The organism is Mangrovimonas sp. TPBH4 (assembly GCF_001280505.1).
GTDB lineage: Bacteria > Bacteroidota > Bacteroidia > Flavobacteriales > Flavobacteriaceae > Mangrovimonas_A.
Genome location: NZ_LBIO01000068.1, coordinates 25,935 through 37,769, shown reverse-complemented (window position 1 = coordinate 37,769; position 11,835 = coordinate 25,935). Strand labels below are relative to the sequence as shown.

Genomic DNA, 11,835 nt, shown 5'->3' with positions numbered 1-11,835 from the left:
CTATGAAGTTATTAAAGTTTAACATAATCGCTTTTATACTGTTCAATTGCTGGACCGGTGTTGCACAACAATTGCCTCAGTTTACGCAGTATATGTACAATACGATCTCTATCAACCCTGCCTATGCAGGGAGTAGAGAGACGTTAAGCATCGTAGGATTGCACAGAAGCCAATGGGTAGGTTTGGAAGGTGCTCCAACCACACAAACTCTATCCATCCACTCCCCTCTTAGAAATGACAAGATTGGATTGGGACTTTCCTATATAAATGACGAATTGGGCTATGAAAATTTCTCTTATCTATATGGGGACTTCTCATACAGCATCCATACAGGAGAAAACACCAAATTGTCCTTTGGGGTAAAGGCTGGTTTCACCCACTATAATATTGATATGGCCTTGCTGAATGATCCTAGCATTTCTGAAGATCCATTCTTCAACGATGTATCCAATAGATGGAGCCCAAACTTTGGTGCCGGAGTCCTTTGGCATTCCAACAGATGGTATATTGGACTTTCTGCTCCAAGGCTTTTAAACACCGATTATAACAAAGGAACAGTTGGTGGAACTGATTATGTAGCTGTAGAGCGCAACAACTATTACCTTACGGGAGGTTATGTATTCGATCTTGGTGACAACACCAAATTCAAACCAGCAATATTGTTAAAAGCTACCAACGGTGCCCCAATGTCATTCGATTTTACGGCCAATTTCCTTTTCTATGAAAAGCTTTGGTTGGGAGCTGGTTACCGAATTGACGAAAGGGCTGGAGAAATTAGTGGTATTGCCGATTTCCAAATCTCCAAGCAAATACGGATTGGATATGCCTATGGGTATCCCATCTCAGACCTAAGACCTTACACAAGTGGAACTCACGAAGTTCTACTGATGTTTGAATTGTTTAAAACGCAACGTGTTAAATCCCCTAGATACTTCTAAAATAGCCTGTTATGAAATCAAGATTACTTATAATATTAATAGCATTCAGTAGTACTTTTATGGTTGCCCAAAAGCAACAGGTAAGAGTTGCCGATAAGTTCTATAAAAATTACGCTTATACCAAGGCTGAAGAATTTTACAAAGAAGCTGTAAAAAAAGGAGATAGTAGCGCCCATGTATTGACCAGGCTTGGTGATTGTTACTACAACAATTCCAAATCTGCCGAATCTGCCGAATGGTATGGAGAAGCTTTAAGACTTCATGAAAGTGAATTAGACTCCAAATACATGTACAGATATTCACAGGCATTAAGAGGACAAGGAAACTATGAAGAAGCCATTGTATGGTTGGAAAAATATAAAGCTGCCAACCCTGACGATGATCGTATTGCCAACTTAAATTTTGATGATCTTGCCATTTATGAGCAATTGTCATCAACAGATGGTATTTATGTAAGAGTGGAACCACTTCCTATCAATACCAAGTATGCCGAATTTGGTGCCTATAAAAGAGATAGCATTTTATACTTTTCATCTGCTAGAGACGGTAAGGACAAAATTTATGACTGGAATGGTGAACCATTTTTGGATCTTTATGAAGTAGTTGCTACCGAACAAGATGGTGTTGAGAATTTCAAAAAAGTAAACAGCATCAACGGCAAAGGCATCAATTCAGAATTCCACGAAGCTAATATTGCTATTACCAAAGATGGAAAAACGATGTACTTTACCAGAGATAATGTTAATAAAAACAACCGTCTAAAGACGGACAAGGAAGGTACTTCTCACCTAAAAATTTACAAAGCGTCTTACAAAGACAGTATTTGGCAGGACATTAAGGAGCTGCCTTTTAATGACAAAGTGTATTCTTCAGGACATCCTGCATTGAGTCCTGACGACAGAGCCTTATTCTTCGTGTCCGATCGTGAAGGTGGCTATGGAGAAACAGATATCTATAAAGTAGCCATTCTTGGGGATGATAGTTATGGAGACGCGGTTAACCTTGGACCATCCATAAACAGTGATGGTAAGGAAATGTTTCCTTACGTAGCAGAGGACAATACACTTTACTTTTCTTCTGACAGTAATATCAACTTAGGATTCTTGGATATTTTCAAATCGGATATTCTAAATGATTCCGGTGCTGAACTTGAAAATTTAGGAGCGCCATTCAATACAGGATATGATGATTTTGCTTTCACCATCGATTCTGAAACTGAAAACGGATATTTTTCATCTAACCGTCCAGGTGTTGGTAGTGACGACATCTATGCCTTTACAGCCTGTTCGCAAATGGTAAGAGGCGTTGTTAAGGACAGCCTTACAAAATTGCCTTTACCTTTGGCTACCGTTAAACTTATTGACTCTGAAGGAAAAATTCTAGAGGAAAAAACAACTGATTCTACAGGAGTATATGAGTTTAAATTGAAGTGTAAAACCGCCTATACTATCATGGGAACCAAATTGGATTATAAGGACGAACTTAAACAAATCCTATCCGAAACTAACAATGACGGAGATTTAATTGTTGATTTGGAATTGGTACCATTGATTATCGAAGACCAAATTGTCATCAACCCTATTTTCTTTGACTTCGACAAGTGGAACATCAGAACCGATGCCCAAGTGGAATTAGAGCATATTGTAGACGTTATGCGCACACATCCTAACATGGTTATTAAAATTGAATCGCATACGGATAGTAGAGGAAGTGACAAATACAACATGAAGCTATCAGACCGTAGGGCAAAATCTACCCAAGAGTATCTGTTATCTCGTGGCATTGCTCCAGAACGTATAGAAAGTGCTATCGGTTATGGAGAAACACAATTGTTGAACCAATGTTCCAACGGTGTAAAATGTACAGAGGAAGAACATCAGCTTAATAGAAGATCTTACTTCTATATCCTTTCGGAATAAGTTTAAAATATTTCTCAACGAAAAAAGGCAGACTGTTTAGTCTGCCTTTTTTGTTTTCAATACTAGTTTCGCTTATACCTATATCTATTAATACCTTATCATTAATCAGTTCAAAATAGATATATTCAATCTCCTGAAATTAAATACTACCTCTATTAAAACAAAAAAGATCGTCATTTGCACATAACGATCTTTTAAGGAATTTAAAGTTAACAGCGGATTTTATCTCTTTATAAATATATTGGTGTAATACCATTTACCTTCACTATTTTGTTCAGCAGAAATATCGAAATCTGTAAAGTCGCCTTCTATATTGGCTTTATGTCCTTCACTATTCAACCATGCGTTTACAACACCTTGAGCTGTGCTATAGGCATAAGCCACGTTTTCAGTTACCTTTGTTGCAGATGCATTCTGGATCAAACTTTCTTTTCTTTGGAAGAAATTGTTATGGTTAACTACATTCTCAGTCACCATATAATCGGTGTGAGTATAGGCTACAGATTTTATGACATCCAAATTATTTAAAGGGTTCAGTCCCTTTTCGATTCTATGGGCATTGATCAGTTCCAGGATTTCTATTTCAATGGTTTTGGCTACTGGAGCATTTTCTAAAGTAATGGTATTAATATCTCCATCAGAAAAACTGTCGGTGGTGCACGAAAACGACAGCAAAGCCAGTAAAGCCAGTAACGGCCATAGAGTTTTGGTAGTCATAAGTAGGTTAAATTTGATTTGGTTTAGTAAAATTAGGAGACTATCAGAAACTCACTGTTAAAGAAATGTTAAAATCGATAAAAAACATGTATTTCATCGATTTTTTGTGTCAATAATCGATAAACAGTACTTTTTGAAGTAAAAAATAAGCCTTACAGCGGTAATAATTGCATTTCACCGACACAAGACTTAGTGCGTATTTATACCTGTAAGAAGAAGTGAACTATGGCGCCAATCGCTGTTTGATCCAATTATAATCGGAATCCAAAACACAACGGATTCTATCATGCAATCTGTTGGGTCTTCCCTGCCAAAATTCCATTTCAACCGGTTTTACAATATAACCTCCCCAATAATTGGGCCTCGGAATTTCCTTCCCTTCATATTCTGCTTCAAGAGCTTTCAACTTTGCCTCTAACTCTTCCCGATCCTTAATAACCTCACTCTGGTTAGATACCATAGCACCCAATTGGCTACCTCTGGGGCGAGATTCAAAATAGCCGTCACTTAAGTTTTCTGCTATCTTTTCTGCTTTCCCCTTTATGATAATTTGACGCTCTGCCCCGTGCCAAAAAAAAGAGAGACATACATTAGGATTGGCGGCAATAGCCCTCCCCTTTTCGCTTAAATAATTGGTATAAAAAATAAAACCTTCGTAGGTAAATTTCTTAAGCAATACCACCCTACTCTTAGGGAAACCATCCAAACCAACGGTAGATAAAGTCATGGCATTTGCCTCTGCATCCGGAAAAAAACGATCTACTTCATGAAACCATTTTTGGAACAATTCCAACGGATTATCGGACACATCTTTTAGAAGCAGCTCTCCCTTTTCATACGATTTTCTGTAATCACCTAAGTCTGTATTCATTAGAATTTATTCTGAAAGTTTTGACAAATTTTAGTTTTTCAGGTGAAAAAATTCCTATAATTTTACCTCATATTTTACCTAAATGAGATTTGAAGACAGTAAATATTTCCACGAATTTGAACATGTAAAAGTAGAGTTTTCCTTTGGAAATGTATACTTTTTCGACAAAATTATCCTTTCTGAAATTAACGAAGGGGTTCATTTTGATTGGGAAAAAATTGAAGAGGTTATTGCTTATGCCCAAGACCATTACGGTCCTGATTTTAAAATCGCTTATATCTCAAACAGGGTAAACTCCTACTCTCTAGACCCACATTCATGGAGTAGATTTCAAGATGATTTGGATCATATTTTTGCCAGTGCCATTGTATACTACTCCTATATCAATTTTATGAATGCCTCCATTGAAAAGTTATTCTCTCCTTCAAGCATGAAACGCTGTGAAACTTTGGAAGAAGCAATGGAATGGGTTCAAAATCTAAGGGAATTTCAGCGTATCAATCAAAATTAAAACGCTTTCCATCCTCGGCCAAAAGCACCTTTTTAAACGCCGTTTGTGCTTCTTCTTTAAATTCGTTTAAGTTGTCATAACGGGTGGAGTAATGCCCTAAAATTAAGGTTCCTGCATTACATTTTTTTGCAATTGTCGCCGCTTCAATAGCCGTAGAGTGCTTTGTTTTTGGTGCCAAATGACCATGTTTTTCCAAAAATGTGCTTTCGTGATACAAAACAGTAACATCTTCAATAATGGGAATTATTTTTTCATTATAGGCCGTATCACTGCAAAAGGCATAACTTTTTGAAGGAGCAGGCGGTTTGGTAACACTACTGTTTTTAACCAAATTCCCTTTGTTGTCCAATATATCATGGCCTTGTTTTAACTTTCTGTAATACGCCACATCTATATCTTCGTTTAGCACAGCATTCATATCCAATTTCCTCTCTCCTTCCTTTTCCTTAAACAAAAAGCCATTGGTGTAAACCCTATGTTCTAAAGGAATCGTGTACACCTCTACCACATCATCTTCATAAATCAATTCAGACCCAGTGGAAGTCAATTCATGAAAAATAAGTCGGTAATTGGTCCAAGAATCTGCCAATTTCATCTGTAAAGTAATCACTTCTTTAATTCCTTTTGGCCCATAAATATGAAGGTCCGTCTCCCTTGTTAACAATCTAAAGGTTGAAATCAAGCCTACCAGACCAAAAAAATGATCTCCATGCAAATGCGAAATAAAAATATGCTTTATTCGGGCAAACTTCACTCTGTTTTTACGTAATTGCACTTGTGTACCTTCTCCGCAATCGATTAAAAACATGTGATTTCTAATTTCCAAAACCTGAGCTGTAGGATTGGTATTGGCCCTTGGAGTTGCACTGAAACAACCGAGTATTGTGAGTTTCAAAATATTGATAGATTTTATATGTTCTGTAAATGGTCAGTACTTCTGATAAAGAAAAAATGACATCTGAAATTTCCGAAATTTTTCTGTAACCATCAATTTTCAACCTAGTTAATCTCCTTCACACAAAAACAAAACCAAACAACTGCTGAAACCAAAAAGCCAGCAGTATGTATTGCTGGCTTTTTGGTTTATCACTGTGAGATTCTTATCGATTAAATTCCCAAATCACGCTCCATCTCTTCCATTTCAATAATATCATAGGCCTCCTTCATAGTTGGAACTACCATTATTTCATCCGGCATTTCATTAAAGTCAACTTTATCTGTAACTATTACAAATGAATGTTTGGATCCCCTGTGTCTGTTGGAAATTTCCAAAAATTCAACTACTTGTTCTAATGGAATTTTATTTAAACTAGTTAAGTTTACTATGACATTGTCATTTTTAAAACGTTCGTATAAAACGCCCAATTTCTTAACTAATTCTTGAGGAGTTGCTTTTTCCTGCGTAATGATAGTAATGTTTTCGTCTTTGTCAAAAATCATGATTGTTAGTGTTTAATTTTAGAAGCTAATAAATAAATTACAGCCATTCTTACAGCCACTCCATTTTGAACTTGGTCCAAGATAATGGCTTGCTTAGAATCTGCAACATCACTCGTGATTTCTACACCACGGTTAATAGGTCCTGGGTGCATTATGGTAATCTCTTTGTCCAAAGAGTCCAATAATGCCTTGTTAACACCATACTGTTGAGTATATTCTCTAGTAGACGGGAAATAGCTAATGTCCATGCGCTCATTTTGAACCCTTAGCATATTGGCAACATCACACCAATTCAATGCTTTGCGCAAATTGGTTTCAACCTTAACACCTAATTTATCAATGTATTTTGGAATCAATGTTTTTGGGCCACAAACCATAACATTGGCACCTTGCAACTGCAATGCAAATATGTTGGAAAGTGCTACACGACTGTGCAGAATATCCCCAACAATAACTACATTTTTTCCTTCTACACTACCTAATCTTTCTCTAATGGAATAAGAATCCAACAAGGCTTGTGTAGGGTGTTCATGAGCACCATCACCGGCATTTACAATACTGGCATTTACATGCTTCGACAAAAATACGCCTGCGCCAGGATTGGGGTGTCTCATAACAACCATATCCACTTTCATGGACAGAATGTTATTGACGGTGTCAATTAAGGTTTCTCCCTTTTTTACAGAAGACTGTGCCGCAGAGAAGTTAATGACATCTGCAGAAAGCCTTTTTTCGGCCAATTCAAACGACAACTTGGTTCTGGTTGAATTCTCAAAAAACAAGTTGGCTATGGTAATGTCCCTGAGCGAAGGCACCTTTTTTATAGGCCTATTGATCACTTCTTTGAAATGATCGGCAGTTTCAAAAATCAATTGAATATCTTGAGAGTTTAGATATTTAATTCCCAATAAGTGGTTGACACTTAACTCGCTCATAGATTTTATGGTTTTCCCCATTACACTGGGGCTAATAAATTAATTCAGTTATTCTTTACAGTCCGCTACTCAGCAACTTCTTTCTCAATCAAATACACAGAGTCTTCCCCATCGTTTTCCTTCCAGTTCACCTTGACCTTCTCTTTGTTGATGGCATCTACCTGACGGCCACTATAGGTTGGCTGAATGGGCAAGTGTCTGCTAAAACGACGATCTATCAGGGTCAATAATTCAATTTCCTTGGGTCTTCCAAAGGACTGTATTGCTGTTAAGGCAGCTCTTATGCTTCTTCCGGTGTACAGTACATCATCAATAAACACAATATTTTTACCCTCTACCAAAAAATTGATTTCGGTAGTGTTGGCTTCCAAAGTTTTGTCACCTCTTCTAAAGTCGTCCCTAAAAAAGGTAATGTCCAAAAAGCCTACTTGCAAGTGCTCTACATTGTACTCTTCTTGCAGCATCTTGGCCAAGCGTTGGGCCATGAATTTTCCTCTAGGTTGAATCCCTATAAGTACGGTATCGGTAAAATTATTATGGTTTTCAATGAGTTGACAGGCCAATCGATGCAGAATGATATTAACCTCTTTAGCATTAAGTAATACTTTTTGACTCATATTGTTTCCAAAGGTATTTGGATTACAAATTTAAGCTAAAAAATCCTTGTACACAATGCAGATTTTGGATTTAGGGCATAAAAAAAGCCTTCAGAAATCTGAAGGCTTTTTAGGCTTAATGCGGCTTGAATTATTTCTTACCGTCCATTTTATCTTTAAGTGCCTGTAATGCGTCATTAGCATCTCCTAAAGTAGGTTTTGCTTCTGCAGCTTGTGCTTCTGCTTTTTCAGCAGCAGCTCTTACGTTGGCAGCTTCTTCAGCTCTAAAGATAGCAGTGTGAGAGGCTACAACACGCTTGAATTCTTTATTGAACTCAATAATTTTGAACTCAGCTTCTTCACCTTTCTTAAGTTTCTTACCATCTTCTTTTTCTAAGTGACGAGCAGGGATGAATGCTACGATATCCTCATTGAACTCTACAGTAGCACCTTTATCTACGATTTCAGATACTTCTGCTTTGTGAGTTGTGTTGATAGCGAACTCAGTTTCATACTTATCCCAAGGATTGTCAGTTGTTTGTTTGTGACCTAAACTTAGTTTACGTCCTTCAACATCCAATTCCAATACTACAACATCTAACTTGTCTCCTACGTTACAGAACTCACTTGGGTGCTTGATTTTCTTAGTCCAAGATAAATCAGAGATGTAGATCAATCCGTCAATACCTTCTTCCAATTCTACGAATACACCAAAGTTTGTAAAGTTACGTACGATACCTGTGTGGTGAGAACCTACAGGGTACTTAGAAGTAATGTCTGTCCATGGATCTGGAGTCAATTGCTTGATACCAAGAGACATCTTACGATCTTCTCTATCCAAAGTCAAGATAATTGCTTCGATTTCATCTCCTACAGATACGAAATCTTGAGCAGAACGCAAATGCGTTGACCAAGACATTTCAGAAACGTGAACCAATCCTTCAACACCGTCAGCTACTTCGATAAATGCACCGTAATCTGCAATTACAACTACTTTACCTTTTACTTTGTCTCCTACTTTAACGTCTTCTCCAAGCGCTTCCCAAGGGTGCTTGCTCAACTGCTTCAATCCTAATTGGATTCTTGATTTGTTTTCATCAAAATCAAGGATTACAACGTTAAGTTTTTGGTCTAGTTCCACAATTTCGTTCGGGTGGTTAATTCTTGACCAAGAAAGGTCTGTAATGTGAATTAATCCATCTACACCACCAAGATCAATAAACACACCGTAAGATGTAATGTTTTTAACAACACCTTCCAATACTTGACCTTTTTCTAACTGACCGATGATTTCTTTTTTCTGTTCTTCGATGTCAGCTTCGATAAGTGCTTTGTGAGATACTACTATGTTCTTAAATTCGTGGTTGATCTTAACAACTTTGAATTCCATAGTTTTATTTACATATTGATCGTAATCTCTAATTGGCTTCACGTCGATTTGAGAACCTGGCAAGAATGCTTCGATTCCGAATACGTCAACGATCATACCACCTTTAGTTCTACATTTAACGAAACCGTTAACGATTTCTCCACTTTCGTGAGCAGCGTTAACACGATCCCAAGCCTTGATTACACGAGCTTTACGGTGAGACAATACCAATTGTCCAGTAGCATCTTCACGAACATCGATCAATACTTCTACTTTGTCACCAACTTTAAGGTTAGGGTTGTAACGAAACTCGTTTAAAGAGATTACACCTTCAGACTTAGCGTTGATGTCGATAATAGCGTCACGATCTGTAATGTGAACTACTACACCTTCTACAACCTCGTCATCTAAAGTGTCAACGAAATTTTCAGAAACTAATTTTTCAAATTCTTGTAATTGTTGATCGTCAACTTGGTCAATTCCTTCTTCGTAATTGTGCCAGTTGAAATCTTTTAAGAATTTTTCTGGGTTTGCTTGAGCTTCAGATACTGGAGCCTTAACAGTTTTAGCTTCAGTTGCTTCAACTTCTGCTTGTTTTGCTTTTTCAGCCATGTGCTGATAATAATTTGTATTCTGTATATTTGAAAAGTGTCATGCGGAAACACACAGAAGAATTATTGTTTATTTTTTATCAAAGTCCTTTTTTACTTTTCCAATCCGCTAAAAAGGAGTGCAAAAATACAACTATAAAACAAAATAAACAAACAATCCACACAAAGTATAAACGGCTGATTTTAAAGAAATAAAAGTAGGTGGCTTTACTGACTGTTTTTTACCGAAATAGCCTTTTGTGCCAGTTCAAAAATTTTATCGAACTGCTCCTGCAGACTTAAGTGAGAATTATCGATCAAGATAGCGTCTTCAGCCTGCACAAGAGGAGAATCTTTTCTAGTAGAGTCCAAATGGTCGCGTGTCTGCACATTTTCCAACACCGATTCATAATCTACTGCGTCCCCTCGTTGCACCAATTCGTCATAGCGACGTTTGGCCCTTGTTTCGGGAGAAGCTGTCATGAAAATTTTCAATTCGGCATTTGGGAATACCACAGTACCAATATCTCTTCCATCCATTACTACGCCTTTGTCCTCTCCTATTTTTCGCTGTAAGGCCACTTGCTTTTCGCGAACTTCTGGCACCGCAGCAATTTGGCTTACCAAATTGGAAACCTCCAACGTCCTGATATCTTTTTCAACGTTTTCCCCGTTTAGGTACACTTCGGCATACCCTAAATCTGGATTGAATTGAAATGAAATAGCAATAGCATCCAATTGATTTAACAGTCCTTCCTTATTGAAATGTGTTCCATCAATAAAATCATTCCTCATAGCATACAGCGTCACCGCTCTATACATGGCACCAGAATCCACATAAACGTAACCTAAAGCTTTTGCCAAGGATTTTGCTACCGTACTTTTACCTGTTGAAGAAAAGCCGTCTATGGCTATGGTAATATTCTGCATTATCTCAAATCTATTTGCAATCCTAAAAAGTTAGTGTTTGAAGCACTGGTATATCGGGCATGGGTATAACTGAACCTTAATTTATTAAGTTTCAAGCCAACTCCAAAAGATAATCCCGAAAAATTACGCTGATCTTCAATTCGCAATTCCTCCGATCTTCTAAAGTTATAGCCCAATCTTAAGTTAAATCCACGATCTGGAAACAATTCTGCCGCCACAATAGTATGACGCAATACTTGATTGAAGAAGCCAACTTTTTCCTGGGTTTGATTCCCTTCCAAATCGGTTGTGGCCCTTGCAGGATTGGAAACCCCAATGGGCCATTCCTGCAAATTCTCGAAAGTTAAATGCCAACGCAATGGTACATTTTCCAATTGTTGCGACAATCCTAAATTCACTTCTAAAGGAAGGTTTTCATTTTGTCCTGCATAGGTTTTCAACTGAGCTCCAGCATTCCTTACCGTTAAAGCCGCATGAAACCCTAAATCCTCATCAATATAAATCACCCCTAAATCTACCGCAGCCCCAATAGAATTGTACTGCTCCAGCTTGGAAGTTATAAACTTTACGTTCGCTCCAAAATAAAAATCGGAGTACCCTATTTGTCTGGCATACCCAAAAGATATCGCTGCTTCATTTCCTGAGAAGGAACCTGTAGACACTCCATTCTCATCGTAGCCATCAAAATCACCATAATTAATATAGGTAACACCCATATGAAAGGTTTGTACCCTACGGTCCCAAGTATAGGCGTAGGCACCCGTACCATAACTGATACCACCCAAATAACTGGTGTAGTTTAAGGCCAACTGATTGTCCATTTCATCGTTGATGGTTGCGGGGTTGTAGATAGCCCCTGTTACATCGTAATCGTAGTTGGTAATCACCTTTCCTCCCAATGCTGCTTGCCTCGGGGAGGACACAAGATTTAGAAATTGATAGGTAGATTCACCGCCTAATTGCGAGTAAATGGTTGATACAGTGAAAAGACAAAAAAAAGTGGTAAACCTCTTTAGCAT

General features: G+C 37.7%; 12 protein-coding genes. 3 read left to right on the top strand and 9 right to left on the bottom strand.

All coding sequences use genetic code 11. From position 1 onward, the window contains the following. The first annotated feature begins 2 nt into the window (after nucleotides 1-2). Nucleotides 3-938, top strand: coding sequence for a type IX secretion system membrane protein PorP/SprF (locus tag ZA05_RS17665; RefSeq protein ID WP_053993008.1), 936 nt, complete (start codon nucleotides 3-5; stop codon nucleotides 936-938). A gap of 11 nt (nucleotides 939-949) precedes the next feature. Then, on the top strand, nucleotides 950-2,857 hold the full coding sequence (locus ZA05_RS17660; RefSeq protein ID WP_053993007.1) for an OmpA family protein: 1,908 nt from the start codon (nucleotides 950-952) through the stop codon (nucleotides 2,855-2,857). 222 nt (nucleotides 2,858-3,079) lie between these two features. Here ZA05_RS17660 and ZA05_RS17655 read toward each other — a convergent pair whose 3' ends face one another. Beyond that, the gene (locus ZA05_RS17655; RefSeq protein ID WP_053993006.1) at nucleotides 3,080-3,574 is read right to left on the bottom strand and encodes a CAP domain-containing protein; all 495 of its coding nucleotides are present in this window, start codon (nucleotides 3,572-3,574) and stop codon (nucleotides 3,080-3,082) included. A gap of 223 nt (nucleotides 3,575-3,797) precedes the next feature. Further along, a complete protein-coding gene (gene pdxH / locus ZA05_RS17650; RefSeq protein ID WP_053993005.1) occupies nucleotides 3,798-4,445 on the bottom strand; it encodes a pyridoxamine 5'-phosphate oxidase in 648 nt (215 codons plus the stop codon). An 82-nt stretch (nucleotides 4,446-4,527) separates the two neighbouring features. Between pdxH and ZA05_RS17645 the strand changes: the two genes are divergently transcribed. Further along, nucleotides 4,528-4,956 (top strand): hypothetical protein, encoded by a 429-nt coding sequence (locus ZA05_RS17645; protein WP_053993004.1) that lies wholly within the window; start codon nucleotides 4,528-4,530, stop codon nucleotides 4,954-4,956. Here ZA05_RS17645 and ZA05_RS17640 read toward each other — a convergent pair. The 7 genes from ZA05_RS17640 to porQ form a co-directional block, all read right to left on the bottom strand. Continuing rightward, on the bottom strand, nucleotides 4,943-5,851 hold the full coding sequence (locus ZA05_RS17640; RefSeq protein WP_053993003.1) for a ribonuclease Z: 909 nt from the start codon (nucleotides 5,849-5,851) through the stop codon (nucleotides 4,943-4,945). The two genes, ZA05_RS17645 and ZA05_RS17640, sit on opposite strands and share 14 nt — an antisense overlap. Before the next feature lie 212 nt (nucleotides 5,852-6,063). Continuing rightward, on the bottom strand, nucleotides 6,064-6,396 hold the full coding sequence (locus ZA05_RS17635; RefSeq protein WP_053993002.1) for a hypothetical protein: 333 nt from the start codon (nucleotides 6,394-6,396) through the stop codon (nucleotides 6,064-6,066). A 5-nt stretch (nucleotides 6,397-6,401) separates the two neighbouring features. Beyond that, on the bottom strand, nucleotides 6,402-7,331 hold the full coding sequence (locus ZA05_RS17630) for an aspartate carbamoyltransferase catalytic subunit (RefSeq protein ID WP_053993038.1): 930 nt from the start codon (nucleotides 7,329-7,331) through the stop codon (nucleotides 6,402-6,404). Nucleotides 7,332-7,396: 65 nt separating this feature from the next. Then, nucleotides 7,397-7,948: a bifunctional pyr operon transcriptional regulator/uracil phosphoribosyltransferase PyrR gene (gene pyrR, locus ZA05_RS17625; RefSeq protein ID WP_053993001.1), complete on the bottom strand. Its 552-nt coding sequence runs from the start codon at nucleotides 7,946-7,948 to the stop codon at nucleotides 7,397-7,399. A 130-nt stretch (nucleotides 7,949-8,078) separates the two neighbouring features. Further along, entirely contained in the window at nucleotides 8,079-9,908 is a 1,830-nt protein-coding gene (rpsA, locus tag ZA05_RS17620) for a 30S ribosomal protein S1 (RefSeq protein WP_053993000.1), read from the bottom strand. 206 nt (nucleotides 9,909-10,114) lie between these two features. After that, on the bottom strand, nucleotides 10,115-10,816 hold the full coding sequence (gene cmk / locus ZA05_RS17615; RefSeq protein ID WP_053992999.1) for a (d)CMP kinase: 702 nt from the start codon (nucleotides 10,814-10,816) through the stop codon (nucleotides 10,115-10,117). After that, nucleotides 10,816-11,835, bottom strand: coding sequence for a type IX secretion system protein PorQ (gene porQ, locus ZA05_RS17610; protein ID WP_053992998.1), 1,020 nt, complete (start codon nucleotides 11,833-11,835; stop codon nucleotides 10,816-10,818). Before porQ ends, cmk begins: the two co-directional genes overlap by 1 nt.

Coding starts and splice junctions, on each gene's coding strand:
- ZA05_RS17635 (WP_053993002.1), bottom strand. CDS start 6,396: ATGATTTTTGACAAAGACGAAAACATTACTATCATTACGCAGGAAAAA.
- ZA05_RS17660 (WP_053993007.1), top strand. CDS start 950: ATGAAATCAAGATTACTTATAATATTAATAGCATTCAGTAGTACTTTT.
- rpsA (WP_053993000.1), bottom strand. CDS start 9,908: ATGGCTGAAAAAGCAAAACAAGCAGAAGTTGAAGCAACTGAAGCTAAA.
- porQ (WP_053992998.1), bottom strand. CDS start 11,835: ATGCTAAAGAGGTTTACCACTTTTTTTTGTCTTTTCACTGTATCAACC.
- ZA05_RS17665 (WP_053993008.1), top strand. CDS start 3: ATGAAGTTATTAAAGTTTAACATAATCGCTTTTATACTGTTCAATTGC.
- ZA05_RS17630 (WP_053993038.1), bottom strand. CDS start 7,331: ATGAGCGAGTTAAGTGTCAACCACTTATTGGGAATTAAATATCTAAAC.
- ZA05_RS17645 (WP_053993004.1), top strand. CDS start 4,528: ATGAGATTTGAAGACAGTAAATATTTCCACGAATTTGAACATGTAAAA.
- cmk (WP_053992999.1), bottom strand. CDS start 10,816: ATGCAGAATATTACCATAGCCATAGACGGCTTTTCTTCAACAGGTAAA.
- pdxH (WP_053993005.1), bottom strand. CDS start 4,445: ATGAATACAGACTTAGGTGATTACAGAAAATCGTATGAAAAGGGAGAG.
- pyrR (WP_053993001.1), bottom strand. CDS start 7,948: ATGAGTCAAAAAGTATTACTTAATGCTAAAGAGGTTAATATCATTCTG.
- ZA05_RS17655 (WP_053993006.1), bottom strand. CDS start 3,574: ATGACTACCAAAACTCTATGGCCGTTACTGGCTTTACTGGCTTTGCTG.